The sequence below is a fragment of the Streptomyces sp. NPDC002784 genome, assembly GCF_053592135.1.
In genome coordinates, this window is sequence record NZ_JBSFVD010000001.1 from 836,188 (window position 1) to 860,611 (window position 24,424).

The 24,424-nt window shown below is 71.0% G+C and carries 24 protein-coding genes; 6 read left to right on the top strand and 18 right to left on the bottom strand.

The window, feature by feature from the left end:
• Nucleotides 1-226 precede the first annotated feature (226 nt).
• A complete protein-coding gene (locus ACWD1Z_RS03855; RefSeq protein ID WP_451115203.1) occupies nucleotides 227-1,075 on the top strand; it encodes a C40 family peptidase in 849 nt (282 codons plus the stop codon).
• 166 nt (nucleotides 1,076-1,241) lie between these two features.
• Here ACWD1Z_RS03855 and ACWD1Z_RS03860 read toward each other — a convergent pair whose 3' ends face one another.
• Entirely contained in the window at nucleotides 1,242-2,531 is a 1,290-nt protein-coding gene (locus ACWD1Z_RS03860) for a geranylgeranyl reductase family protein (RefSeq protein WP_389415492.1), read from the bottom strand.
• Nucleotides 2,532-2,630: 99 nt separating this feature from the next.
• Between ACWD1Z_RS03860 and ACWD1Z_RS03865 the strand changes: the two genes are divergently transcribed.
• Nucleotides 2,631-3,152, top strand: a complete 522-nt coding sequence (locus tag ACWD1Z_RS03865; RefSeq protein WP_451115205.1) for a GNAT family N-acetyltransferase — start codon at nucleotides 2,631-2,633, stop codon at nucleotides 3,150-3,152.
• A 133-nt stretch (nucleotides 3,153-3,285) separates the two neighbouring features.
• Complete coding sequence (locus ACWD1Z_RS03870; RefSeq protein ID WP_389415494.1) at nucleotides 3,286-3,609, top strand: PASTA domain-containing protein; 324 nt, start codon at nucleotides 3,286-3,288, stop codon at nucleotides 3,607-3,609.
• Nucleotides 3,610-3,687: 78 nt separating this feature from the next.
• On the opposite strand, the gene ACWD1Z_RS03875 is transcribed toward ACWD1Z_RS03870, so the two are convergent.
• The 4 genes from ACWD1Z_RS03875 to ACWD1Z_RS03890 are packed head-to-tail and all read right to left on the bottom strand — an operon-like array spanning nucleotide 3,688 to nucleotide 8,071.
• Nucleotides 3,688-4,383, bottom strand: coding sequence for a demethylmenaquinone methyltransferase (locus ACWD1Z_RS03875; protein ID WP_451115207.1), 696 nt, complete (start codon nucleotides 4,381-4,383; stop codon nucleotides 3,688-3,690).
• Nucleotides 4,380-5,486 carry an acyltransferase family protein gene (locus ACWD1Z_RS03880; RefSeq protein ID WP_451115208.1) on the bottom strand — a complete coding sequence of 369 codons (1,107 nt, stop codon included), beginning with the start codon at nucleotides 5,484-5,486 and terminating at the stop codon, nucleotides 4,380-4,382. Before ACWD1Z_RS03880 ends, ACWD1Z_RS03875 begins: the two co-directional genes overlap by 4 nt.
• Nucleotides 5,487-7,703: a bifunctional polysaccharide deacetylase/glycosyltransferase family 2 protein gene (locus ACWD1Z_RS03885; protein ID WP_451115210.1), complete on the bottom strand. Its 2,217-nt coding sequence runs from the start codon at nucleotides 7,701-7,703 to the stop codon at nucleotides 5,487-5,489.
• Between the two features lie 20 nt (nucleotides 7,704-7,723).
• A complete protein-coding gene (locus ACWD1Z_RS03890) occupies nucleotides 7,724-8,071 on the bottom strand; it encodes a hypothetical protein (protein WP_451115212.1) in 348 nt (115 codons plus the stop codon).
• Nucleotides 8,072-8,308: 237 nt separating this feature from the next.
• On the opposite strand from ACWD1Z_RS03890, the gene ACWD1Z_RS03895 reads away from it, so the two are divergent.
• On the top strand, nucleotides 8,309-9,277 hold the full coding sequence (locus tag ACWD1Z_RS03895; protein WP_451115214.1) for a chitinase: 969 nt from the start codon (nucleotides 8,309-8,311) through the stop codon (nucleotides 9,275-9,277).
• A 4-nt stretch (nucleotides 9,278-9,281) separates the two neighbouring features.
• On the opposite strand, the gene ACWD1Z_RS03900 is transcribed toward ACWD1Z_RS03895, so the two are convergent.
• The 5 genes from ACWD1Z_RS03900 to ACWD1Z_RS03920 form a co-directional block, all read right to left on the bottom strand.
• Entirely contained in the window at nucleotides 9,282-9,929 is a 648-nt protein-coding gene (locus ACWD1Z_RS03900; protein ID WP_451115216.1) for an imidazolonepropionase-like domain-containing protein, read from the bottom strand.
• 7 nt (nucleotides 9,930-9,936) lie between these two features.
• Nucleotides 9,937-11,136, bottom strand: coding sequence for a cyclic dehypoxanthinyl futalosine synthase (mqnC, locus tag ACWD1Z_RS03905; RefSeq protein ID WP_451115218.1), 1,200 nt, complete (start codon nucleotides 11,134-11,136; stop codon nucleotides 9,937-9,939).
• A 71-nt stretch (nucleotides 11,137-11,207) separates the two neighbouring features.
• A complete protein-coding gene (locus ACWD1Z_RS03910) occupies nucleotides 11,208-11,924 on the bottom strand; it encodes a prepilin peptidase (RefSeq protein WP_451115220.1) in 717 nt (238 codons plus the stop codon).
• Complete coding sequence (locus ACWD1Z_RS03915) at nucleotides 11,921-14,887, bottom strand: BTAD domain-containing putative transcriptional regulator (RefSeq protein WP_451115222.1); 2,967 nt, start codon at nucleotides 14,885-14,887, stop codon at nucleotides 11,921-11,923. Before ACWD1Z_RS03915 ends, ACWD1Z_RS03910 begins: the two co-directional genes overlap by 4 nt.
• A 326-nt stretch (nucleotides 14,888-15,213) precedes the next feature.
• Nucleotides 15,214-15,441, bottom strand: a complete 228-nt coding sequence (locus ACWD1Z_RS03920) for a barstar family protein (protein ID WP_451115224.1) — start codon at nucleotides 15,439-15,441, stop codon at nucleotides 15,214-15,216.
• Between ACWD1Z_RS03920 and ACWD1Z_RS03925 the strand changes: the two genes are divergently transcribed.
• Complete coding sequence (locus ACWD1Z_RS03925) at nucleotides 15,434-15,628, top strand: SUKH-3 domain-containing protein (protein WP_451115226.1); 195 nt, start codon at nucleotides 15,434-15,436, stop codon at nucleotides 15,626-15,628. The genes ACWD1Z_RS03920 and ACWD1Z_RS03925 overlap by 8 nt on opposite strands.
• A gap of 6 nt (nucleotides 15,629-15,634) precedes the next feature.
• On the opposite strand, the gene ACWD1Z_RS03930 is transcribed toward ACWD1Z_RS03925, so the two are convergent.
• From ACWD1Z_RS03930 to ACWD1Z_RS03945, 4 genes are all read right to left on the bottom strand, one after another.
• Entirely contained in the window at nucleotides 15,635-16,258 is a 624-nt protein-coding gene (locus ACWD1Z_RS03930; protein ID WP_451115228.1) for a hypothetical protein, read from the bottom strand.
• Nucleotides 16,259-16,264: 6 nt separating this feature from the next.
• On the bottom strand, nucleotides 16,265-16,738 hold the full coding sequence (locus ACWD1Z_RS03935) for a hypothetical protein (RefSeq protein ID WP_451115230.1): 474 nt from the start codon (nucleotides 16,736-16,738) through the stop codon (nucleotides 16,265-16,267).
• Nucleotides 16,731-21,257, bottom strand: a complete 4,527-nt coding sequence (locus ACWD1Z_RS03940) for a DUF6531 domain-containing protein (RefSeq protein WP_451115232.1) — start codon at nucleotides 21,255-21,257, stop codon at nucleotides 16,731-16,733. The genes ACWD1Z_RS03935 and ACWD1Z_RS03940 overlap by 8 nt, the downstream gene beginning before the upstream one ends.
• A gap of 508 nt (nucleotides 21,258-21,765) precedes the next feature.
• Nucleotides 21,766-22,413: a hypothetical protein gene (locus ACWD1Z_RS03945; protein WP_451115234.1), complete on the bottom strand. Its 648-nt coding sequence runs from the start codon at nucleotides 22,411-22,413 to the stop codon at nucleotides 21,766-21,768.
• 72 nt (nucleotides 22,414-22,485) lie between these two features.
• Here ACWD1Z_RS03945 and ACWD1Z_RS03950 point away from each other — a divergent pair, with 72 nt between their 5' ends.
• Nucleotides 22,486-22,821, top strand: a complete 336-nt coding sequence (locus ACWD1Z_RS03950) for a hypothetical protein (RefSeq protein WP_389415512.1) — start codon at nucleotides 22,486-22,488, stop codon at nucleotides 22,819-22,821.
• 6 nt (nucleotides 22,822-22,827) lie between these two features.
• Here the strand turns inward: ACWD1Z_RS03950 and ACWD1Z_RS03955 are convergent, their stop codons facing one another.
• The 4 genes from ACWD1Z_RS03955 to ACWD1Z_RS03970 are packed head-to-tail and all read right to left on the bottom strand — an operon-like array spanning nucleotide 22,828 to nucleotide 24,399.
• Nucleotides 22,828-23,244: a pilus assembly protein TadG-related protein gene (locus ACWD1Z_RS03955; RefSeq protein WP_451115459.1), complete on the bottom strand. Its 417-nt coding sequence runs from the start codon at nucleotides 23,242-23,244 to the stop codon at nucleotides 22,828-22,830.
• 29 nt (nucleotides 23,245-23,273) lie between these two features.
• Entirely contained in the window at nucleotides 23,274-23,684 is a 411-nt protein-coding gene (locus tag ACWD1Z_RS03960) for a TadE/TadG family type IV pilus assembly protein (protein WP_451115237.1), read from the bottom strand.
• Nucleotides 23,684-24,121 carry a TadE family protein gene (locus ACWD1Z_RS03965; protein WP_389415648.1) on the bottom strand — a complete coding sequence of 146 codons (438 nt, stop codon included), beginning with the start codon at nucleotides 24,119-24,121 and terminating at the stop codon, nucleotides 23,684-23,686. Before ACWD1Z_RS03965 ends, ACWD1Z_RS03960 begins: the two co-directional genes overlap by 1 nt.
• A gap of 26 nt (nucleotides 24,122-24,147) precedes the next feature.
• Nucleotides 24,148-24,399, bottom strand: a complete 252-nt coding sequence (locus tag ACWD1Z_RS03970; protein WP_389415514.1) for a hypothetical protein — start codon at nucleotides 24,397-24,399, stop codon at nucleotides 24,148-24,150.
• Nucleotides 24,400-24,424: the final 25 nt, after the last annotated feature.

Below are 24,424 nucleotides of genomic sequence, written 5' to 3' on the forward strand. Positions count from 1 at the left end.
GCGTGACCTCCGCCACATTGATGAGAGGCCGATGAGAACCGGGCTTGGCCACCTGCCCCAACCAGTGGTAGGCGCGGGGCAATTCGGGCGAACCGATGAAAGGACGTGATCACGGGCGTGCGGGGTGGCGCCCGCAATGTCCGTTACGGCGTCAATAAAGGGTGTCAGGAGAGGTTTTCGGGGGGTCGGTTGAACAACTGTGGCGCAGCACACGTTTCTTGAAGGTATGGAGGAGCCCCTGATACCGGTTGTTCTCATGTCCCACACCGCTCACATACGCAGCCACCGGAAACCCCGCCGCTCCGGGTCCACGACCCTCGCGATGCGCGCCGGAGTTGCCGGTGGCGTCCTCAGCATGGCAGCGGCGGGTGCGTCGGCCACGGCGAGCGCCGCCGAGCCGGTCACGCAGACCATCGAACTGCCCACCCTGACGGCCGACCTGGCCGCTCAGGTCGCCGAGTCCGCGGACGTCACGCAGCAGGCCGCGGCCGGTTATGAGCTGCAGGCCGAGCGCGACGCCGCCGCCGCGGCGGCCGCGAAGGAGGCCAAGGCCGACCTCGCGGAGGCCAAGAAGAAGGCGGAGGCCAAGAAGGAGGCCGCCGAGGCGGCCCGCAAGGCCGCCGCCGAGCGCGCCGCGCGCAGCGCCGAGCGGACCACGCTCGCCGCCACCAGCACGACCGCCACCGCCACCACCACCGCCACCGCTTCCGCCCCCGCGAGCGGCAGCGTCGGCACGGTCATCGCCTTCCTCAAGGCGCAGCTGGGCGACGCCTACGTCATGGGCGCCACCGGCCCGAACGCGTGGGACTGCTCCTCGCTGGTGCAGGCCGCCTTCAAGCAGGTCGGCGTGGACCTCCCCCGGGTCTCCCAGGACCAGTCGATGGTCGGCACGGACGTCTCCCTGTCCAGCCTCCAGGTCGGCGACATCCTCTACTGGGGTGGCAAGGGCTCGGCGTACCACGTGGGCGTCTACATCGGCGACGGCCAGTACCTGGACGCGGCCAACCCGTCCAAGGGCGTGGTCATTCAGGACCTTTCCGGCTATCCCGCCTCGGGCGCGGTGCGCGTACTCTGACGCACGGCCCGAAAAGGGGCACAACAGTACGGACGGGGCCGCAGCCGCTCGGGGGCAGCGGCCCCGTCCGGCATCGCTGTCGGCCGAGGTCGGCGGTGTGGGACGGCCGGGGCGGAGGAAGGACTCCTCCGCCCCGGCCGTCGACGTTCGGGCGCTGAGCGGCCGTTCAGGCCTTCGGGGCCACCTTGCTCAGGCCGTTGATGATGCGGTCCATCGCGTCGCCGCCGGTCGGGTCGGTGAGGTTGGCGAGCATCTTCAGGGTGAACTTCATCAGCAGCGGGTGCGTCAGCCCGCGCTGGGCGGCGATCTTCATGACCTTCGGGTTGCCGATGAGCTTCACGAAGGCGCGGCCCAGCGTGTAGTAGCCGCCGTAGGTGTCCTTGAGCACGCGCGGGTAGCGCTGGAGGGCCATCTCGCGGCCCGCGGGGGTCTGGCGGGCGTGGGCCTGGACGATGACGTCGGCGGCGATCTGGCCGGACTCCATGGCGTAGGCGATGCCTTCGCCGTTGAAGGGGTTCACCAGGCCGCCGGCGTCGCCGACCAGCAGCAGGCCCTTGGTGTAGTGGGGCTGGCGGTTGAAGGCCATCGGGAGCGCGGCGCCGCGGATCGGGCCGGTCATGTGCTCCGGGGTGTAGCCCCACTCCTCCGGCATCGACGCGCACCAGGCCTTCAGCACCTCGCGCCAGTCCAGTTCCTTGAAGGAGTCGGAGGTATTGAGCACGCCCAGGCCGACGTTGGAGGTGCCGTCGCCCATGCCGAAGATCCAGCCGTAGCCGGGCAGCAGCCGGTCCTCGCCCGGGCCGCGCCGGTCCCACAGTTCGAGCCAGGACTCCAGGTAGTCGTCGTCGTGGCGCGGGGACTCGAAGTACGTCCGGACCGCGACGCCCATCGGGCGGTCCTCGCGGCGGTGCAGGCCCATCGCCAGGGACAGGCGGGTGGAGTTGCCGTCGGCGGCGACCACGAGCGGCGCGTGGAAGGCGACCTCGTGCTTCTCCTCGCCGAGCTTGGCGTGCACGCCGGTGATCCGGCCGGTGCGGTCGTCGACGATCGGGGCGCCGACGTTGCAGCGCTCGTACAGCCGGGCGCCGGCCTTCTGGGCCTGGCGGGCGAGCTGCTCGTCGAAGTCGTCGCGCTTGCGGACCAGGCCGTAGTCGGGGAAGGAGGCGAGTTCGGGCCAGTCGAGCTGGAGCCGGACCCCACCGCCGATGATCCGCAGGCCCTGGTTGCGCAGCCAGCCGGCCTCCTCGGAGATGTCGATGCCCATCGCCACGAGTTGCTTGACCGCGCGCGGGGTCAGGCCGTCACCGCAGACCTTCTCCCGCGGGAACTCGGTCTTCTCCAGCAGCAGCACATCGAGTCCGGCCTTGGCCAGGTGGTACGCGGTCGTGGAGCCGGCTGGCCCCGCGCCCACGACGATCACATCAGCGGTGTTGTCGGAGAGGAGGGGCTCGGTCACGGCGGGATCTCCCCAAGTTCGAAATCTGCGTGCCGACCGGCACAGGACATGGGCAGTCTATTCAGCAGCATCGATCACCCGGCTGAAGGGTTGCCCCCCGTGAACCGAGCTCTCCCCGCAGTACGGCTGCGCGTCCCCACCGACGAGGACGCGGTCGTCTGGCACCGGCTCTTCGACGACCCGGACGTCATGGAGTTCCACGGCGGCAGGTCCGCCGGACTGTCGGTGTACGAGGAGCTCACCGCCCGCCAGCGGCGGCACGACGCCGAACGCGGGTTCTGTCTGTGGTCCGTGCTGGACGAGTCCGACCGGGTCATCGGCTTCACCGGCGCCCAGCCCTGGGAGCGCGCGTGGGGGCCCACGGGCGAGATCGAGATCGGCTGGCGGCTGGCGCGGGAGCACTGGGGCAAGGGGTACGTCACCTCGGCCGCGCGGCAGACGCTGGAGCGGGTGCGGACGGCGGGCGTGCCGAGCGTGGTGGCGATGGTCGACGCCCGCAACGAGCGCTCGATCGCGGTGACCCGGCGGCTGGGCATGACGCTCGCCGAGGTGTTCCGCACGCCGACGAGCGATCGACAGGGGCACTGCTACCGCTTGGACCTGACAAGCGGAGCGGCTTGACGCAGTTACGTTACTCGCAGTAACTGACTGTCACAGAAAGACACTTAGCGCTTCCGGGTGGTACCCGGCGGGGGTTACCCTGCCGGTACCGCAGGGGGTGACGTCTGTGTACATACCGCCCAGGACAACCGAAGTGCGCGTACCGCGCCTCGTCGGTCTGATGGCCGTGGACGCGCGCAGGTCGGCCGAGGCACGCGGCGTGCTGATCGCCTCCCCCGACCGCCCCGACCTCCGACTCGCCGTCGTGGACTACGTCGTACGGCAGTACCCGGCGCCCGGCGTCGAGGTGCCGCGCGGGGCCGTGGTCACCGTCTGGTTCGAGTTCGCCGAGGGCGAGGGCGGCGGAGGCTCCGGGGTGCGCGAGCCAAGAGCGCCGCGTCCGCCGGGCGGTGGGACGCAGCGGGAGCTGGACGAGCCGACCGGTCACTCCTACGCCCCGGCGTCCGGGTTCGCCTGAGCGACGGCGTGCCGGCTGGCCTCGAAGCCCCGGCGCGGCGCGGCGCCTCAGCGCTCCTTGAAGCCCCGCCGCGGCGCCTCAGCTCTCCTTGAAGCCCCGGTGCAGGGCGACGACACCGCCGGTCAGGTTCCGCCAGGCCACCTTCGACCAGCCCGCCTTCCGCAGCCGCTCGGCGAGCGCGGGCTGGTCGGGCCAGGCGCGGATGGACTCCGCGAGGTACACGTACGCCTCGGGGTTGGAGGAGACCGCGCGGGCGACCGGCGGCAGGGCGCGCATCAGGTACTCGGTGTAGACGGTCCGGAAGGGCGCCCAGGTCGGGTGCGAGAACTCGCAGATGACGACCCGGCCGCCGGGCCTGGTCACCCGGTACATCTCGCGCAGGGCGGCGTCGAAGTCCTGGACGTTGCGCAGGCCGAAGGAGATCGTGACGGCGTCGAAGGTGTCGTCCTTGAAGGGCAGCCTCGTCGCGTCGCCCGCCGTCAGCGGCAGCCAGGGGTGCTTGCGCTTGCCGACCTGGAGCATGCCGAGCGAGAAGTCGCAGGGGACGACATAGGCACCGGTGCGGGCGAAGGGCAGGGAGGAGGTCGCCGTACCGGCGGCCAGGTCCAGGACCTTCTGCGCGGGGCGGGCGTCGACCGCTCTGGCGACCTCCTTGCGCCACACCCGGTCCTGGCCGAGCGAGAGCACGTCGTTCGTCAGGTCGTACCGTTCCGCGACGTCGTCGAACATCGAGGCGACTTCGTGCGGCTGCTTGTTCAGGGAGGCGCGGGTCACGCGCCCATTCTTGCAGCACCCCGTCCCGGCAGAAGCCGCGGCCGCTGCTTCGCCGCCATGTCCTCCACCCACCCGCACAGCAGGACGAACCCCGCGATCAGCACCCAGCCGACGCCGAACATGAACCACTGGCTCTCCAGCGGCAGATACGCCTCGAAGGCCGGCACCTCCCAGAACCGGTCGATCAGCGGGACGGCGAGGATCAGGGCGATCTCGTGCCAGAGGTAGATCGTCACGGCACGCGCGTTGAAGACCGTCACCAGCCGGTCCAGCCGGCGGAACCGGGACAGCCCCGCGAAGTCGATCCGGAACCGCGCCTTGGCCCACATCAGCAGCGTCACGAACCCGGCCGACCAGAAGGCCTGCGCGAGCGGGATCTCGTCCAGGTCGTAGGTGCCGTACGCGCCCTGGTGGGCGAAGGCGTACCAGCCGCCGTAGCCGAGCGCGGCGAGCGACAGCAGGACCACCGCCGCCGGTCTGGTCCGCTGGAACACGCCGTCGCGGTGCGCGAAGCCGAGGATCCAGCAGAAGAGGTACGTCGACAGATCCCACAGGGCGCTGCCGAGCCGGTCGTCCCGGGGCGTCCAGAGGAAGTGCAGCACCAGGACCGGGGCGAGGGAGGCCGGCAGGACGGCCAGGGGCGCGCGCCGGAACAGCTTCAGCAGCAAGGGGGACAGGAGCACGAACCACAGGTACGTCCGCAGGTACCACACGATCTCGTACGCCTGGACGCCCCACGCGTTGCCGGGCGGGTCGCCGAGCGGGAGGACCCAGTAGACGATCGCCGGGCCCGGCATCCAGCCGTGGATCAGCATGGCGAGGACCACGAAGAAGCCCCAGAACCAGAAGGGCGGCAGGAGGCGACGGAGGCGGCCGCGCACCACCTGCGGCGCGGGCCGCTCCAGGGACTTGGCCATCAGGGTGCCGGCCAGGCCGAACATGACGCCCATGGAGGGGAAGACGAGTCCGGCCCAGGCCCAGCCGAAGGTGTGGTAGGTCACGACCCTGATCAGGGCGACCGCGCGGAGGGTGTCGAAGTAGCGGTCGCGAACGGGGTGGGCCGCTGCGGCGGTGACAGTCCCCCCGCGCCGGTGCGCGCCCACTCAGCCCGCCCCCGCCGGTGTCCCGACCTCACCGGTGCGCTTCAGCTTCTGCCAGCGCAGCCGGCCGCCGGTCAGGGCCGTGACGCAGGAGTGGATCAGGACGAGGTACATCATCTGCCGGTAGGCCAGCTGCTGGAGCGGCATCATCAGCAGGTAGCGGTACTTCTCGCGGTCGAGGCGGAAGGCGTACGCCGCGCACACCAGCTGGACGGCCAGCACCGCGAGCCAGGCCAGCAGGGCCGCCCCGAAGTCGATGAAGATCATCGAGTAGGCGGTGAAGACGTCGATCAGCGGGGCGAAGACCGGCGTGACGATCTGGAAGACGACCACGAGCGGCAGCCCGACCCGCCCGAAGCGGCCCGAAGGCCCCTTGTCCGTCAGCGACTTGCGGTGCTTCCACAGCGCCTGCATGGTGCCGTACGACCACCGGTAGCGCTGCGACCACAGCTGCCTGAGCGAGCCCGGCGCCTCGGTCCACGCGCGCGCGTGCTCCTGATAGACGACCCGCCACCCCGCGCGGTGCATGGCGATGGTGATGTCGGTGTCCTCGGCGAGGGTGTCCTCGCTCATCCCGCCGACCTCCAGCACCGCCTCCCGGCGGAACGCGCCGATCGCGCCCGGGATCGTGGGCATGCAGCGCAGCAGGTCGTACATGCGCCGGTCGAGGTTGAAGCCCATCACGTACTCGATGTGCTGCCAGGCGCCGATGACGGTGTCGCGGTTGCCGACCTTGGCGTTGCCCGCGACGGCGCCGACCTCGGGGTCGGCGAAGGGCTGCACGAGCTGCCGTACGGTGTCCGGCTCGAAGACGGTGTCGCCGTCCATCATCACGACGATGTCGTGACTGGCGCTGCGGACGCCGTTGTTGAGCGCGGCGGGCTTGCCCGCGTTCTCCTGGCGGACCACGCGGACATTGCGCATGCCCAGCGAGTCGGCGACGGCCCGGGCGATCTCGGAGGTGCCGTCGGTAGAGCCGTCGTCGACGACGATGACCTCGATCGGATGGGTGCTCCTCGCCAGCGATTGAAGGGTGTTGGCGATGCACTCCTTCTCGTTGTACGCCGGGACGATCACGCTGACCGGCGCGGTCACCGGGGGACCCCAGCTGAACCGGCGTCTGTTGCGCTGGCGGTAGTGGCGGCGGGCGAGGAGCAGCATCATCCCGAACCGGCCCAGCACCGCGACCCCGACGACCATCAGCCCGACCGAGAGCGCCGGTACGGTCCACTCGGCGACGGCGACGGCGGCGATGAGGGCCTTGCCCTCGTACAGGGTCGCGCCGGTGGCCTCGCGGTGGGCGGCCTGGAGGCCGGAGCCGCCGGGACCGGCGGCGGGTCCCTCCTCCTGCATGACCCCGCTGATCGTGGTGAAGGTGTATCCCTTGGCCCGCATCCTCTCGATGTAGCGGGGCAGCGCCTTGATCGTCTGGGACCGCTCGCCGCCGGCGTCGTGGAAGAGCACGGACGCGCCCTGGTCCTTCGCGGGAGTGGCCCACTTGACGATCTTCGAGACACCCGGCCGCTTCCAGTCGTCGCTGTCGGTGTCGATGAAGACGCTGGTGTAACCGTCCTCGCCGAGCGCCTGGTACACGGGCCAGCTGTAGTTGTCGATGGCGTCCGTCTCCGAGGAGTACGGCGCCCGGAACAGCGTGGTCGTGATGCCGGCCGCGCCCGCGAGGGCGAGCTGGGACTGGGTCATCTCACGGGTGACCCGGGCGTCGCTCTGGTACGACAGGTCGACGTGGGTGAAGGTGTGGATGCCGACCTCGTTGCCCTGGTCGACCAGGTCCTTCACGATGCCCGGGTAGCGGGAGACCATCGAGCCCACCACGAAGAAAGTGGCCGGGACGTCGTACTCCTCCAGGATCTCCAGGACCTGGGGCGTCCAGGTGGGGTTCGGGCCGTCGTCGAAGGTGAGGGCGATGGTCTTGTCCGGGACCGAGACCGTGCCGGCCCGGCCGCCCCGGAAGGTGAGGATCGGGCCGCCGTCGAGGATGTCGTCGGGCACGTCGCTGGAGCTGGCCCCGCTGCGCACGCGCTGGTCGCCGCCGACCTCGGCGCGCAGGTAGCCGTCCAGCAGCATGACGCTGGTCAGCGCGAGCAGGAGCAGCAGGGCGAGGATGACACGCGGTTTCTGCAGCGCCGCGGCCTTGCCGGCCACCCGTTTCATCCGGGTGGGGGCACGCCGACGGCCGCGTGAGGGTGGCGTCGTAGTCATGGAGTGGCTGCGGTCCAGGGTCAGTTGGCGGAGTCCGCCACGGCGGAGGCGGAAGCGGTGGACGCGGGAGCGGCGGAGGTGGACGCGGAAGCGGTGGGCGCGGGCGTGCCGGACGGCGGGGCCGACGGGGCGCCGCTGGGCGGGACCTGGCCTCCCATGCCGCCCTGCGGCTGCTCGCCCGGGACACCGCCCGGCCCGGCGCCCTGGGCACTGGTGCCGAACGGCAGCAGCTCGGCCGGGGTGATCGAGGTGCCGATGCCCATGAAGGCCATCCCCAGGACGACCGCGTACCCGACGCAGCCCACGCCCACGGCGATGCCGATACGGCGCAGCATCCTCGACCGGCGTCCGGAGTTGTCAACGAACACGGGCCCTTCGACGGACCCGTTGCCGCGTTTGCGGCGGCGACCGCGAGTCGCGGCGCGGCTTTCGATGGCAGGCTCGGAGTGCATTCCACGGACAGTAGGGAAGCTTTATGTGTCCGAGGCGCCGGTATTCATGTGAGATGCCCATGAAAACCTCCTTGAGCTGTCTGTTCGCTGAGAGTTGGGCCGCTGCGGGCGACTTCCGGGGGTGCGTCCGGCGCGATGTGAGACATTCACTGGATGCGGAGCTTCCTGAAGACGACGGCCGGACTCACCTTGATGTTTGCCCTGGCAATGAGCGGGTGCTCAGCGGATTCCGAAAACACCGAGAGCGCCGAAAGCCCTACCTCCTACGCCCCCTACGTCAGCGCCCTCACCGCCTCCGCCACGGACACGGCCGGCTCCCCGGCGACGTACAACCTGGCCTTCGTGATCGCGGACGGCAGTGACTGCACGCCGAGTTGGAGCGGGGTGTACGACGTGGACGCCACCCAGGTGGCGTCCCGGGTCGCCGGGCTGAAGGAGTCCGGTGCCACGGTCCGCGTCTCCTTCGGCGGCGCCTCCGGCGACGAACTCGCCCAGCACTGCGACAGCGCCGAGGCGCTGGCGAAGGCGTACGGCGACGCACTCGACGCGGCGGGCTCCACCCAGGCCGACTTCGACATCGAGGGCGACGAACTGACCGACTCCGACTCGGTGGACCTGCGCGCGGAGGCGATAGCCCTGCTCCAGCGGGAGCGCACCGGCCTCACGGTCTCCTTCACGCTCCCGGTGATGCCGGCCGGCCTCGACGACGCCGGAGTCGCCCTCCTGCGGTCGGCCAACGACCACGCCGTCCAGGTCTCCACCGTCAACCTCATGACGATGAACTACGGCGAGTCCTACGACGGTGACATGGGCGACTACGCCCTCACCGCGGCGAAGGCGGCGCACGCCCAGCTCCGGGACGTCTTCGGCACGTCCTCCGCCGCCGCCTGGCGGGGCATGGCGCTGACCTCGATGATCGGCGTGAACGATGTCGACGGCGAGACCTTCACGCTCCAGGACGCGGCGCAGGTACGGCGGTTCGCGGAGCGGAGGGAGATCGCCTGGGTGTCGATGTGGTCGACGCTTCGGGACCAGGAGTGTGCGGAGGGGGCGGACGCACTGACCAAGTGCAGTGGGGTGGAGCAGAGTTCAGGCGCCTTCGGGGAGGCGTTCGCCGGCTGAGGGGTCAGCGCCGCCGGTACACCAGCCGGCCGCCGAGCACCGTGGCCACGCAGGTCCGCGCGCCCTTGGCGCGGAGGGCCGCCTCGTCCGGCACGTCGAAGACCGCGAGGTCGGCCGCGCCGCCGACGGTGAGCGGGCCGTGGACGGTGCCGGGGAGGTCGGAGCCTTCGGCGAAGGGATCCAGGTCGGGCCCGTCCCCCACCGGCGGGGCCGAGCGCCACGGCTCGGGCACCTCGCGCAGTCCCGCGCGCACCACGGACTGCCGTACGGCGTCCGGGAAGGGGCCGCCGAGGTGGGTCGTCCCGTGCGCGAGCATCCGCTGCAGCCCGCGCCGGACGCTGCCCGCCATCCGGCCCGCGTCCGGGGCGAGCGCGTCGAGGGCGGCACCCGTGACCGGCTCGGTGCCGAGTTCGTCCGCCTCGCGCGGGTCGGGGTGGTAGACCCGGGTCAGCAGCCACCGCCCGTGCCACTGCCGCAGCCCCGGGGTCAGCACTCCCGGCCAGCGGCGGGTGCGCGCGCTCCCGAAGGACGCGGCCAGCTCGGCGTAGGGCCCGATGGCCGCGACGCGGTCGCCGTCGACGACGACCGCCCCGTCGGGCACCGGCGCGGCGCCGACCGGCAGGACGAGCGGCGCCGCGTGGATCGTCAGCACCGCGGGCCTAGTTGGAGGCCAGCAGCTTCAGCTCGGGGTGGGCCGTACCGCCCTCGATCGCCGTGGACGAGATGTGCGACATGACCCGCTCGTCGACGGGGTCGTCCGCCGGGTCGTCGTGCACGACGATGTGCTCGTACGTCGTCGTCCGCTGGGCGGGCACACGTCCCGCCTTGCGGATCAGGTCGATGATCTCCAGCCGGTTGGAGCGGTGCTTGGCGCCCGCGCTGGAGACGACGTTCTCCTCCAGCATGATCGAGCCGAGGTCGTCCGCGCCGTAGTGCAGGGAGAGTTGGCCGATCTCCTTGCCGGTGGTGAGCCAGGAGCCCTGGATGTGGGCGATGTTGTCCATGAAGAGCCGGGCGATGGCGATCATCCGCAGGTACTCGAAGAGCGTGGCCTGGGTGCGGCCCTTCAGGTGGTTGTTCTCGGGCTGGTAGGTGTACGGGATGAAGGCGCGGAAGCCGCCCGTGCGGTCCTGTACGTCGCGGATCATCCGCAGGTGCTCGATGCGCTCGGCGTTGGTCTCGCCGGTGCCCATCAGCATGGTGGAGGTGGACTCGACGCCCAGCCCGTGGGCGATCTCCATGATCTCCAGCCAGCGCTCGCCGGACTCCTTCAGCGGCGCGATGGCCTTGCGGGGGCGGGCGGGCAGCAGCTCGGCGCCGGCACCGGCGAAGGAGTCGAGGCCGGCGGCGTGGATCCGCCGGATCGCCTCCTCCACGGACACCTGGGAGATGCGGGCCATGTGCTCGACCTCGGAGGCGCCCAGCGAGTGGATGACCAGCTGGGGGAATTCCTTCTTGATGGCGGCGAAGTGGTGCTCGTAGTACTCGACGCCGAAGTCCGGGTGGTGGCCGCCCTGGAACATGATCTGGGTGCCGCCGAGCTCGACGGTCTCCGCGCACCGGCGCAGGATGTCGTCGAGGTCGCGGGTCCAGCCCTTGGCCGTGTCCTTGGGGGCGGCGTAGAAGGCGCAGAACTTGCACGCCGTCACGCAGACGTTCGTGTAGTTGATGTTGCGCTCGATGATGTACGTCGCGATGTGCTCGGTGCCCGCGTACCTGCGGCGGCGCACGGCGTCGGCGGCGGCGCCGAGCGCGTGCAGCGGGGCGTCGCGGTAGAGGTCGAGCGCCTCCTCGGGCGTGATGCGCCCGCCCGCGGCGGCACGGTCGAGGACGGACTGAAGGTCGGCCTTCTCGGTCACCGGCGGCGTCCCTTTCGTCAAGGGTTGTGGACGGAGATCCAGCGTACGCCAGGTGCTTTGCCGGGCCGACGTCAGGCCGCGTACGCCCCGGCCAGCAGGCCCAGAAAAGCCCCGGTGATCAGGAACGGGCCGAACGGGATCGCCGTCTTGCGCCCCGCCCGCCGGGCGACGACGAGGGCGCCGCCGTACAGCGCCCCCAGCAGGAAGCCGGCGAAGGTGCCGAGCATGAGCGTGGACCAGCCGTACCAGCCGAGGACCGCGCCCGTGCCGAGGGCGAGCTTGACGTCGCCGAAGCCCATGCCGGAGGGGTTGATGAGGAAGAGGAGGAGGTAGCCGGCGCCGAGGGCGAGGGCGCCGTAGAGAGTGGTGAGCCACTCCCCCGTGTGCTCGGGGACGAAGGCGACCACGCCGAGCAGGGTGAGGGCGGCCGCCGCGAACGGCAGGGTCAGCGGGTCCGGCAGCCGCTGCACCCGGAAGTCGACGACCGCGAGCAGCACGCCGAGGGGGGCGAGCAGCAGCCATACGCCCAGCTCGGGGCGGGTGCCGGTGGCCGCGGCGAGGGCGGCGCAGACGAGGGCGGTGGCGAGGGAGAGGGGGGCGACGGCAGGGCCGTATGCCTTCATGCAGGTCGCGCATCGCGCGCGCCCGAGCCAGCCGCGTACCGGATGCCCGTCCGGGCAGCCGTCCCGCCAGGGCTCGCCGGCCGGGGCCGAGAAGCGGTACACGGCCCGGGGCAGGAACGCGCCCGCCGCCGCACCCCACAGGGCGGCGGCGATCACCTCGGTCATCCCGCGGCGACGGCGCCGGAGCGCCAGGCCGGCAGCAGCTCGTCGAGCAGCGCCTCCGTGCGCGGCGGCAGCCCGCGCGCCCCGCTGCGGGTGATGAGGTCGGCGGCCAGGGCCTGGAGGCGGGCGGTGTCGCCGGTGGCGTGGGTGGCGCGCAGCAGCTCGTGCCACAGGCGCTCGTCGGCGGGCGCGGAGTTCAGGGCCGCGGTGAGTGCCTCGATGGCCTTCTCCGCGCGGTCCTTCTCCAGGTGGAACGCCGACAGCGCGAGCCCGATGTCCGCGACCAGCAGCGGAAGCTGGGCGTCGATGATCTCGTGGGTGAGCCAGCGGTAGCGGCCCTCGGGCCGGTCGGCGAGCAGCGGTCCGCGCACCAGCACGAGCGCGTCGGTGAGCAGCCGCCCCCGGACCTGCCGGCTGTTGATCCCCCGGCCCTGGGTGGCCTCGTGGTAGAGCGAGCGCAGCACGTCGAGGTCGGAGACGACGGACTTGGCGAGCGTGAGCCGCCCGGTGGCGTCGGTACGCAGCCGGGGGCTGCCGTCCGGGTCGGTGCCGAGCCACGCGTGCAGCCGCTCCAGCAGCGCGTCGCGCACGTCCTGGGTGACCCCGCGCGGCCACAGCGCGGAGGACAGCACGCGCGGGTGCACGCCCTCGCGGTGCAGCAGCAGCAGCGCGAGCGCCTCGTGGAGCAGGGCGCTGCGCTCGCCGTCCGGGGTGTCGAGGCCGATGATCTCGTACGGGCCGACGAGCCGGGCGTAGACCGCGGGCCGTCCCTGCTCGCTGATGTCGACGAGGAACGGCGGCGTGTTGGCGGGGCCGCCCTCGGGGCCGTGGTCGGGGTCCGCCTGGACGAACAGCTCGACCACGGCCTGCTGTTGGGCGGTCGGCAGGAGCTGCGCCTCGAGTTCGAGGCCGAGCAGCGGGGCGAGCAGCTTGCCCTCGCCGGTGATCTCCATCTCCCAGGCGGCGCCCGGCAGATCGCCGGTCTCGGTGCCGACGAGGTAGCCGATGCCGAGCCGGCTTGCGTCGGAGGCGAGTTCGGCGAGCTTGACGGCGTCCTCGGCGGAGGGCTGCGCGGCGAGCAGGACGAGGTGCGGGGCCCAACGGGTGTGCTGGGCGGGCCCGGTGCGGCCGGTGAGCACGGAGTCGTGTCCGGTGGCCCCGAGCGCGCCGCGCCGCTGCCGGGTCTCGGCCTCCATGGTCTCGATCAGGTCGTCGATGCCGTCGAGGTGGCGCAGGCGGTTGGGGGCGAGCGGGGTGAGGTCCTGGCCGAACCCGACGAGGGTGATGGTCATGCGGTCGGACCAGCCGTTGGTGGCCAACTCGGCGGCGACGGACGCGAATACGGCGGCCCGGTCGGCCTCGCGTCCGCTCAGCGACACGATGCCCGGCACGGACTCCAGGTTCAGCAGCAGCCGGGAGTCGTCCATGGTGCCGAGGCTGACGAGGCCGGGGTAGGGCGCGGCGGTGTCCGCCTCCTCGTACCGTTCGGCGTCGCTGCGGGCCAGCATCCAGAAGGTCTGGTCCTGGCCGAGCTGCCAGGGCGCGGGGGGCTTCCCGGCGGGCTGGGCGAGCTGGAGATGCAGATCGCCGTTGCTGAGCCAGGCCGCGTAGACGGTGGGCAGGGCGCGGGACTCCGCCGCGAGGGACGCGGCGAGCCCGCGCAGGGAACGGTCCAGCAGTCGTACGCCTTCGGGGTCGGCGCCGACCAGGAGGGCGTCCTGGGCGTCGGCGGCGTCGCCGGTGGGCGTGGGCGGTTCCATGCCGCGCCGCCCGCCGACGGAACCGAGCGCCGACTGCCACATGGCCTGGCGGCGCCGGCGGCCGAGGGCGCCGAGGAGGCCGGCGGCTAGGAGGGGGGCGGCGAGGAGGGCCTCGGGGAGGCCGAAACCGTCGGACTGCGCGGCGGCGGAGGGGGTGGTGGCGGGCGTGGCGGGGGTGGCGGCGGGCGTGTTGTGGGGGGTCTGCCGCTGGTCGGGGGCGGGGCGCTGCTCGGGGAGGGAGACGTGGGCGGCCCCTGCGCCGCCGCCCTGGGCGTGGTCGCCGCCGGTCTTGGCGTAGTCGTGGATCTGCTGCTCGACTTCCGGCGAGACGTCGGGGGACTCGTCGGGCATCTCCACGAGTTCGCCGCCGCGGGCGTCGCCCGGCATCTCCATGATCCAGCCGGGCCGGATGAGGCTGGCCTCGGACAGCTTGCTGCCGTCGGGCTGCACCCGGTCCTTGTTGAGCTGGTAGATCTCCTTGTACCGGCGGCCGTCGCCGAGGTGCCGTTCGGCGATCTCCCACAGGGAGTCGTGGTGGCGGCCCTCGGGCGGCTGGATCCGGTAGTACTTCGTGTCGCCGTCCTTGGCGCTGCTCGGCGCTGCCGCCTCGGCGTGGGACGCCTGCTCGGCGAGGGCGGCGGCGGAGGCCGCGGCCTGCTCCTGCTGCTGGGCGAAGAGACCGCCACCGGGCGTCTGCTGGGCGGCGGCGACGGCACCGCGCTGGTCGGCGTCCAGGCTCTGGCCGAGCTGGGAGAGCCCCGGCGTGAGGCTGGCGGCGGTGGCGCCGACGAGGAGCAGCGCGGCGACGAGCTGGCGGGCGAGCAACTGGCTGGGCCCGGCGCCGGGTACCCGCCCGGGGACCCCGACGCCCGACAGGGCGGCCTTCATCTCGACGATCACGCAGGCGGTGAACTGGGCCCAGGCGACCCAGACGAAGAAGGTGAGGATGCCGAGGAAGGTGCCGACGCTCAGCTCGTCGGTCAGCCACTCCTGCGGGTCCCAGGTTTCGGGCAGCGGCCACCCCAACTGCGTTGCCAGCGCCCAGGGCACCCCGACGACCAGCACGAGCAGCGCGACGAACGCGAGGAACGCCTTGACGACGTCCCCGAACGAACGCCGGTGCACCCGCACGGGCTGCGGGGTCCGGTTCCGCGGGGTGGTCGGGCTTCCCGTCGGGCTTCCCGTCGAGCTGGAGCGTCGCGGCATGGGAGGTGTCCTGGGGTGTGTGGTCGTGAGTGGTCGGGTGCGGCGGGGTGAGGTGTGATGGGTGTGCTGAGCCTACAGAGATCTTATGGACTCGCCTCGGGGTCGTCGAAGGCCAGGTGGGCCCGGGCGGCCGGGACCGGGGGACTCCTCACATTCCCCACACAATCGCGACGGCAGGCTCAGGGGGCTCTCCGCTGGTGCCACACCTGCGGGTTCAGAGCGGCCGCGACGAACCCCTCCCCCACCGTGATCGTCAGGTCGGGATGTTCCACCCTGCGGACGACCCGCTCCCGTCGAACCCGTCGATCTCGTCCAACTCATCGAACTCATCGAACTCGAAGACGAAGCACAGACACGAACAGGGGGAAGTGCTCCGCCTCCAGGAGTCGATCCGCTTCGCCGATGACTGCGGCAACCCCAACCCCGCCGGTCACCGCACCGCACAGATCATCCAGACAGTCCACCATCGCGTCCCAGTTCCTGCCGAAGTAGCCGGGGAACAGCAGGGCTTCGGCGAACGTGTCGTAGATCCCCCCGGGCCGTTCGGTGTGCACGGTTGAGTGGGACACGCTCCGCGAGCACGGCGGCTTCGAGATCCACGAGGCGGCCCGGCGTTTCCTCACCGAGTTCGGCGGGCTGGAGAGCAGCGAGTACCAGCCGGCTCTGCGCAACACCCGGTCGGTCTCCTCGGACCATCGATGCTCGCGCTCCCACCCGCGCGTCACAGTGGCCTCCTTGTAGTAAAGGTCAGTCTGCTGCGAGCAGTTCCTCCAGCAGCTGGTCGTATGCCCGGAAGCCGGCCTTGCCGCTCTCCGGTGCGTCCGACTCAGGGCGGAGGATGGCCGGGAGATGAGCGACCCGCCACATCCTGAAGATGTCCGCCGGGGCGCTTCGGCCCGTGGTGTCGGCCAAGTCGGAGGCGGTGGCAAGGATTTCGGCGACTTCGGGCGCCCCTCGTCCGGGTTCCGTCCCAGCGGCGATGGCGGCGTTGATCAGGGCCTGCAGGAAGAGGGTGAGTTGGAGGTCCGCCGCCATACGGCACATCCGCCGCACCACCGGCGGCTCCTCAAGTCGCTCCAGCGGCTGCGCCACACCCGTGATGCCCCCTGACCAGAGCAGCAGGAGGGCCGCGGGCACGTCATGGTCGCGGAATCTGCCCAACTCGTCGACGATCGCCATCGCGTGGTCACTGAACCGGCAGACGGACCGGATGCCCTCCATCAGGCGTTCGGTGTCGGGCCGGTGACGCGCCAGATAGTCGCCCATGGAGACCTCGGTCAGCCGCCAGGTGCCGGTGGAGTTCACCGCACCGACTTCCACCACCCCGCCCAGCGGCCCGAACACCGCGCGCGCGAGCAGCGCTTCCGACACCACTGTTCAGGACCGGCGTCGGCGCAGGGTCTTCCAGGCCTCCTCCACCGCATCCGTGACCGTCAGGCGCCACGACTCCAGCTTGTCGGCCACCGTTGTCCGCACCATCTGCCACTTGAACCACGGCGGGAGCTCACGGAACGGTACGAACGTCAGCGTGTCCCTGATCGCATGGTCGGCGAAGCCACCCCAGCCCTCCGCTCGCAGCGCGGCGTAGAGCTCCGGAGTCAGCCGCCCGTTGAGCCGGGCCACGTGCGCCGCCGCCGTGAACGGGAAGTCCCGCCGGGAGCGGTCCAGTACGGCGAGGGCCCGGATGATCCGCGACGAGGCCACCTCCGGCGGGCAGTTCAGCGCCAGACCGATCACCGCCGCGCCGAGGGACTCCTCACCCCGTTCGAACGCCGCGTCCACCTCGGCGGGGTCGTCGACACCCAGCAGGCCCTCGCCGGTCTCCCAGTTCCAGCTACGGCCGTCAGTCATCGCAGGGCGGCGGCGGGAGCACCCGCTGCTTCTTGACGTTGTCGATCATTCCCGCCTTCTTCAGCTTGGTCAGGTCGCCTTGTGTGACGCTCTTCGAGGGGTACGACGACTGGACGTGGCCATGGTAGATCTCCTTGACCACGTTGCCGTCCTTGTCGAGGATCTCCCGGTGCCGGTCCAGGACCACGATCTCGTTGTTGGCGTGGTCCACGCCGAGACGCCGGGTGACGTTGGGGTTGTTCGGGTCCATGTCGATCGAGCGGTCCAGCGCGGCCTGACCGTTGGACGGCGCCCGGCTCACCTCGCCCTTGGCCGACGAACTGGACCCCGAACCGTGCTTGCTGTACTCCGAGTCGTCGTAGACCCGGGTCGGTTCCTTGGCGTCCTCCTCCAGACCGAGCGGGTCGCTCCAGCGGAACGGGTTGTCGACGTATCCGTGATGATTCGGCGCCGGGGCGAGACCCAAGGGATCCGGTGAGAGGTAGCTCGCCGTGTCCGGGTCGTAGTAGCGGGCCAGGTTGTAGTGCAGGCCCGTCTCCGCGTCGCGGTACTGGCCCGGGAAGGCCAGCGGGCACAGGGCCTCGCCCGAGTCCGGCAGCGGCCGTCCCCACAGGCTCGTCGCCGACCGCCAGGCGATCTCGCCGTCCTCGTCGACCAGTTCGGTGGGGGTCCCGACCAGGTCGGTGACGATCGCGTAGAACTGCCGGTCGATCTCCTCCGGCGTGCGGAACCTGCTCCGCACCTGGGCCGCCGCCCGGTGCGTCCCCGGCTCCCAGTCCCAGGTGTCCGTCTCCAGCACACCGTCCCGGAGCGTCTGCTGCTCCGCGAGGTTGGCGCAGTCCCAGGTGAAGAGGACCTCGTCGGTGAGCGAACCGTCCTCCCGCACCCGTGCCTTGGCCGTACGGCGGCCCAGGGCGTCGTAGCGGTAGCGCCAGACGCCGTTGTCGGGCGTCACCGCCTCGGTGAGGCGGTCCTCCGCGTCCCAGACGTACGTCCATACGCGGCGCAGGCCCGACAGCGTCCGTCGGATCACCCGGGAGACGCGTCCCTGGGCGTCGTGCTCGTACGAGGTGCGGCCCGCCGAGCTGACCTTCGTGCCGGCGTGCTGCGCCGGGCCCTGGGCGTCCTGGCCGTCGGGGGCAGGGTGCTCGGCGGTGGTGAGGTTGCCGAGTTCGTCGTAGGCGTAGGACTCGGTCCAGGTGTCGGCCGTGACCCGGGTGACCCGGCCCGCGCGGTCGAGGTCGAAGCGGCGGGTGCCGGACAGGCGGTCGGTGATCGCGGTCAGGTGGCCGTCGGCGCGGTACGCGTAGGCGCGGGACTGGCGGACGGCCGGGGTACCGGACCCGCTGCCGTCCACCCCCGTCCGGGACTGGATGATCTGTTCCACCAGCCGGTGGCCCGCGTCCCAGGACTGCGTCAGCGTCGCCGCGCCGCCCAGGCCCCGAGCGGTCTCGCGACCGGCCGCGTCGTACGTGAACGTCAGTTCGCCGGCGGCGGTGACGAGCGAGGCGGGCAGACCTGCGGAGTCGTACGACCACTGCGAAACGGCGCCGGAGGGGGTGGTCCGCCGGATACGTCGGCCGAGCGCGTCGTACTCGCTCGTGACGGTACGGCCGTCCGCCGTCTCCGCGACGATCCGGCCGACGGCGTCGTAGGCGTACGCGACGCTGCTGTCGGCGTTCACGGCCTCGACCATCCGGCCGGACGCGTCGTAGCGCAGGGAGGTGACCGCGCCGGTGTCGGTCTGCGTCGTCACGGCACGCCCGGCGGCGTCGCGGGTGACGCGCACGGTCTGGCCGGTTCCGTTCGTGCGCTCGATCTGGTAGCCGGCGGGATCGTAGGCGTAGGTGACCGTGCGGCCGTTGTAGTCCGTCTCGGCGATGAGGTGGCCCGCGGCGTCGTAGCGGTAACGCCATGCGCCGCCCTGCGGGTTGGTCACCGCGGTGAGGCGCAGCTCGGCGTCGTGCGTGAAGACGTAACGGGTGCCGTCCGGGTCGGTCCGGGCGCTCGGCAGGTCGAAGGCGCCGTACTCGAAGGCCGTGGTGAAGCCGCCCGGTTCCTGGTGTTCGGTGAGATTGCCCTCGGCGTCGTACGACCAGGACTCGCGGCTGCCGTCGGCACGCTCTCGCCACAGCAGCAGGCCCTCGGGGTTCCAGCCCTGCCGGACGCTGCCGCCGACGGGGTCGTCGATCCGCACGACACGGCCGTACGCGTCCCTGTGCACGACGGCGACGCTCCCGCGCGGGTCGACGACCCGTACCGGGAGTCCGGTCCCGTCGGTGTCGAAGCGGAAGGTGTTGCCGAGCGCGTCGGTCTGGGCGATGCGGTGGCCGCGGGTGTCGTAGGTGTACGAACTCAGCGCGCCCAGCGGATCGGTGCTGCTCAGCAGGTTGCCGCGGTCGTCGTAGGCGCATTCCCAGCGCGCCCCGTCGGGCTCGACGATGGCGACGGGCTGGATCTCCGCGTCGTACTCGACGTGAATGCTGGTGCCGTCGGGGCGGTCCATGCGCACCGGCTCGCCGTGCTCGCCGAGGGTGAAGCGGGTCGTGCGACCCAGTTCGTCGGTGCGGGAGAGCATCCGGCCGTAGCGGTCCCACTCGGAGTGATTGGTGTGGCCGAGGGGGTCTGTCTCCGCTACGAGTTGGAGCTGCTCGTTGTAGCGGTACGTCGTCGTGTTCCCGAGCGCGTCCGTGTAGCGCGTCTCGCGGTTCTCGCTGTCGTACTCGACCGTGCAGGAGAGGCTGCCGTCGTCGCCCTCGCCCGCGGTGCAGCGGTCCAGGGCGTCGTAGGTGAAGCGGTAGGAGTAGCCGTTGCGGTCGGTCCAGGAGGTGATGCGGGTGCGGGCGTCGTACGTCAGTTTCCGGGGCTGGCCGCTGGAGTTGTGGATGCTGCCGAGGTTGCCCTGGGCGTCGTAGCCGAAGCGCCTGAGGAGCGTGCCGTCGGGGCCGTCCTCGGGGTTGTGGAGGCGCAGTGCGGTGACGCGGCCGTCCGCGGTGTCGACGTAGAGGTGGCGTCCCGCCGAATCCCGTACGGCGACCGGGGTGCCGTCGTCGTCGCGGTCGAAGTCGATACGGAGGCCGTTGCGGTCGGTGATCGCGGCGAGGGGGAGGGTGAACGCCTCGTCGGGTGCCGCCGGCTTCCTGCGCGGGGCGAAGTGGCGTGTGATGCCGCTGAGCGGGTCGGTGATCCTGACGGGGGCGCCGGGAGCGCCGTCCCAGTCGAGTCGCAGGCGCGGGCCTTCCAGGGGCAGGACCGAGGTGCCCGGCGTCGGCACCGGGTAGAAGAGGAGCATGCCGTCCTCGGTGGCGAAGACGGCGCCCTCGTCGTCGAGTTCGAGGCGTTCGTCCAGCGTGGAGGCCCAGGAGGGGCCGAAGCAGCGGCCGTACGGGTACGAGGAGAGGTGCGTGCGGCGCAGGACCAGCGGGAGCAGGCCCGGCAGGTCGACGTCCCTCTCCTCCATCAGCATGTCGCCGGAGATCATGTCGATGGGGTCGCCGTTCTTGCAGCGGCCCTTCGTCGGCTTGCTGTGCGCGACGGCGTCGTCGGCCTCCTTGCGCAGGCCCTTCTTCCCCAGCCCCTTGGCCATGGCCTTCAGGCCGCCCTTGCCGAGCGCCTTCATACCCATGGCGAGCTTGCCGAGGCTGGTGAGGCCCTTCATGCCGGGTATGCAGTCCAGCGCGGCGAGTCCGACGTCGAGTAGACCGGCTTGGCCTTTGGAGTATTTGTAGAGGGAGTCGGCGAGCACGATGAGACCGGCGACGATCACGATCGCGGCCAGGATCGGCCCCCCGATGATCATCGCGATCACACCCACCACCGCCACGACGACCTTGCATACGGCGACGATCGTGTCCCAGTTGTCGACGAACCAGTCCCCGATGTCCTCCCACCATGACCGGTTCTGGATCCCCGCGTCCGACGCCTCGTCGATCTTCGTCTTCGCGGTCCTGGCGGCCTCCTCGCGCATCTTGCGCGCGTCCTCGGCCATCTTCTTCGCCGCGTCCAACGCGCCCTGCGCATCAGCGACATCACCACGCGCGGTGGCCTGAGCCGTCTCCGCCTGCTGCACATCCCGCGTCGCCGCACGGACCTTCGCCTCGTCCGGCTTGTCGGCCGCCTTGCTGCCCGTCGGGTCGTCCTTGTACTTGCCGGCTTCCTTCCCCGCCCGCGTCACCCACGAATCAGCAGTCGACAGCCGCGACTTCGCCGACGCCAGATCCGACCGCGCCTCCCGCCCCCGCGCCAACGCCCGATCCGCCAACGCCTGCGCCCGCTCCAGCTTCGGCCAGTAATCCGCCAGCGCATCACCGCACAACTCGTACGACGACTTCAACTTCTTCAGATTCTTCGGGACATCGGCGAAGTCCTCCTTGAAGACATCCGCCGACTTACCCGCCCACTCCGCGAGCGTGCCCTCCCCCGCCATCCCCTTCACCAGACGCAACGCATCCGACACGTCATCCGCGAAGTCATGCAGCTTCTTCGCCAGCTGCCGCACCTGCTGCGGATCCCCCGGCACCGGATCACCGTCCAGATCCAGGACATGCCAATCCGTGGGCCGATGCCCCGCCATACCGCAACCCCCGTCACGTACGCATCTTCAACAACCGTATGCACACGTGAACATACAAGGGTCAGAGGTTCGATGCGAAGGGTGCCGGTGGATCTGCGGACTCAGTGATACGGGTCCGGTGAGAACGAGGGCCGCTCGCTGGGAAAGTCGTCGGGGAAGAAGGGGACGCGCACAGCCCCGGTGAGGAGTCCGAGGACAGTCTCGGCCGAACTGCGGGCACTCACGACCGCACCGAGCCGGCCGGCCGGCATGCTGGGCCGGCCTGAATGATCACGGTCGGCCAGTGTTCGGGACGAGATCCCCGTGTTCGGCACGGTATGCGTCCAGTACGGGGAGCGGCCTGGTTTGGAGGAGGGAGCGCAACTGCCCGGTCTGCTCGGCGATGTCGAGATGCCCGTTGGGCGCGCTCTGCGCGAAGACCCACAGGAACTCACCATGGATCGTCTCTCGCGGCCTACTCCGCGAAGCGGAACGTAGAAGTAATCGCATCGAAGATGTCGAAGAACGAGTCCGCCAGATCCAGTACCTGGCTGCTCCCCGCCACCAGCGCCACCTTCCCCTCCTGGCCCGGCACCGGGATGAAGGTCTGCATCAGCACCGCGCGGATCGTGCGCTTCAGCGCGTCGTCCGGTACCGCGATGTCCTCGATGCCGTACGTCCGGGCCGCCGGGCCCACGCCCGGGATGTCGACGGTGGTCACCTTGCGCCAGGAGTCGCCCTCCTTCTTGGCTTCCTTGACGGCGAGTTGGCTCGCCATGACCGACGGGTCCGTCGACAGGGGCTCGCCCGACTGCGAGCGGCCGCCCACCAGGGACACCGTCACCGAGCCCGTGATCGGGGTGTCGCCGCCGAAGCTCTCCGCCATGCAACCGCAGTACAGTGCGCCCGACTTCCAGGCGTCGGCGGCGGCCTTGCGGAGGAACTCCACATAGGTGTCGCGGTACTTGGACAACTCTGGGTGGCCGGCCACCCGGTCGTTCACCATGCGGCGGATCGAGTCGTCGCGCGACTCAGGGCGGACGTCGAACTCCCACCACGACTCCGGCACCTTGATCCGGAAGCCGCCGCGCTCGATCGTGAGCGCCTCCATGTAGCGGGCCATGACGTCGACCTTCCCCCTTCATCCGATGTACGGTGCCGATCAGCCTACGAGTACCAGTCGGGGGACGCATACATGGGCAAGGGCAAGAGCGACCTGTCGCTGCCGCTGACCGAGCTGGAGGACTACGGGCGGCGGCTGCGGTCCATCAAGACCCGGATGAACCACACCAAGAAGATGTTCGAGGCCTACGCGGACGACATCGGCGACGGCACCGTCAACAGCGCTCTCGGGGACTTCGAGTCCAACTGGGAGGACGGCCGCGAGGACATCGGCCAGCAGCTCGACGCCCTCGCCGGCATGTCCGACGCCGTGGTCCGCGAGTTCAAGAAGCTCGACGACGAACTCGCCAAGCAGGTCAACGACGCGATGAAGACCGAGGACAAGCGGCCCAAGAAAGACAAGGGCTGAGCCCCGTCAGCCCACCTCGTTCTCGGCCACGGCCTCCCCGCGGACGATCACGTCACCGCCGTAGAACATGCCGGTGAAGACCGGGGAGTACGTGAGCTGGACCTGCACCTGCACCTGGTCCACGTCCGCCGCCACGCAGTGCGTCGCCGCGATGTCCGGGCCGGTCATGTCCATCTCGCGCGCGAAGGCCTTCACGCGGGCGTCGCAGTTCTCGTAGTTGATCGGCGCGGGGCCGCCCTCGTTGTCGTAGAGGGCCTCGCGGTCGATGTCCTGGGCGGCGTAACGGGCGGCCTGTTCCGCGATGTCGGCCGCGCGCTCGCGCTTGCTGATGGACATGCCTCCGTCGATGACGAACGCCGCGAGGGCCAGGAACAGCAGCGCGAAGATGATCACCGCGCCCGCGCCCGAACCGCGGTCGTCCATCCCCGCGCGGACCTGCGAGAACCACCGTCTCACGCCGACCTCCGGAAGGGGTCGAGCGGGGAGCTGAAGGTCGCGTCCATCGTCGGGTCGATGTCCAGGCCGAGCATCGCCAGGCCCCTGACCTCGCAGCTGACCTGGACCGAGAAGAGGGGGTCCACCTCCGGGTCGAAGCCCGCGCTCGTCTGCGTCACCGTCACCGGGCCCGAGCAGACGTCCGCCAGGTTCGCGGCAGCCGCCTTGCGGGCCTCGGCCATCGCCGTGCCGTGGTCCTTCTGGATGGACCCGGCGCGGGCCGCGTCCCGGGCGGCGCCGTCCAAGGCGCCCCGCCCGTCGACGAGTTGCCCGAAGGCGACCAGCACCAGGATGAACAGCATCATCACCGGAGCGAGGATCACGACCTCGATGGTGGACAGGCCCCGGTCCTCCCGCAGGGACCGCATCAGTTCTCCCCCTCCGGCACGAACCGCTCCACCGGCCCCGCCGACTGCGCGTGCACCGTCAGGTCCAGGCCCGGGAAGACCGACGGCACCCGCGCCGTGATCTCCACGCCCACCGTGTTCTGCTCCGGCTGGAGCATCGTCACGTCCGGCGAGAGCACCAGCGTCGGGCCCAGCTGCTCGATGTAGCTGTCGACGACCGTACGGGCCTCGCCGCGCCAGCCGCCCGGCTGGGCGTCCGCCGTGGCACGCGCCTTGCGGGCTCCGGCCTGGGCCGCCGCCTGGGCCACGTGATCGGCGAAGAAGTACAGCGCGAACTGCACGGTCGCGAAGATCATGAAGAACAGGACGGGGGTCAGCAGCACGAACTCGATCGCGGACATGCCGGAGTCGCCGCGCGTGGCGGCTTCCTCCCGTCTACGGCGTACCCAGGCCCGCATACGTCGCTGCACCCCCGTCACCACGGTCAGCAGGTGCCGGCCGCGCTGGCGCCCTCGATGCAGTCCTCCACGTTCTCCGCGCCGGATTCCAGCGCGCGGTTGATGATCGCGGCGACCACGCCGACGATCGCCACGACGACCGCGGAGATGATGACCCACTCCACGGCCGAGGCGCCGCGGTCCAGTTCGCCGGAGCGGGCGCGCTGCACCCGGCTCTGCAGGAAGGTGACGAGGAAGTCCACCGCCGGGATCCCGGTACGGAAGTTCCGTTCGGTCATGGTCAGTTGTCCTTTCAGAGGGTTG

What these genes read in the sequence shown, in the direction of transcription:
- ACWD1Z_RS03855 (WP_451115203.1), top strand. Translation starts at nt 227, where the DNA reads ATGGAGGAGCCCCTGATACCGGTTGTTCTCATGTCCCACACCGCTCAC.
- ACWD1Z_RS03885 (WP_451115210.1), bottom strand. Translation starts at nt 7,703, where the DNA reads ATGACTACGACGCCACCCTCACGCGGCCGTCGGCGTGCCCCCACCCGG.
- ACWD1Z_RS03895 (WP_451115214.1), top strand. Translation starts at nt 8,309, where the DNA reads ATGCGGAGCTTCCTGAAGACGACGGCCGGACTCACCTTGATGTTTGCC.
- ACWD1Z_RS03910 (WP_451115220.1), bottom strand. Translation starts at nt 11,924, where the DNA reads ATGACCGAGGTGATCGCCGCCGCCCTGTGGGGTGCGGCGGCGGGCGCG.
- ACWD1Z_RS03915 (WP_451115222.1), bottom strand. Translation starts at nt 14,887, where the DNA reads ATGCCGCGACGCTCCAGCTCGACGGGAAGCCCGACGGGAAGCCCGACC.
- ACWD1Z_RS03935 (WP_451115230.1), bottom strand. Translation starts at nt 16,738, where the DNA reads ATGACTGACGGCCGTAGCTGGAACTGGGAGACCGGCGAGGGCCTGCTG.
- ACWD1Z_RS03945 (WP_451115234.1), bottom strand. Translation starts at nt 22,413, where the DNA reads ATGGCCCGCTACATGGAGGCGCTCACGATCGAGCGCGGCGGCTTCCGG.
- ACWD1Z_RS03950 (WP_389415512.1), top strand. Translation starts at nt 22,486, where the DNA reads ATGGGCAAGGGCAAGAGCGACCTGTCGCTGCCGCTGACCGAGCTGGAG.
- ACWD1Z_RS03955 (WP_451115459.1), bottom strand. Translation starts at nt 23,244, where the DNA reads ATGGACGACCGCGGTTCGGGCGCGGGCGCGGTGATCATCTTCGCGCTG.
- ACWD1Z_RS03960 (WP_451115237.1), bottom strand. Translation starts at nt 23,684, where the DNA reads ATGCGGTCCCTGCGGGAGGACCGGGGCCTGTCCACCATCGAGGTCGTG.
- ACWD1Z_RS03965 (WP_389415648.1), bottom strand. Translation starts at nt 24,121, where the DNA reads ATGCGGGCCTGGGTACGCCGTAGACGGGAGGAAGCCGCCACGCGCGGC.
- ACWD1Z_RS03970 (WP_389415514.1), bottom strand. Translation starts at nt 24,399, where the DNA reads ATGACCGAACGGAACTTCCGTACCGGGATCCCGGCGGTGGACTTCCTC.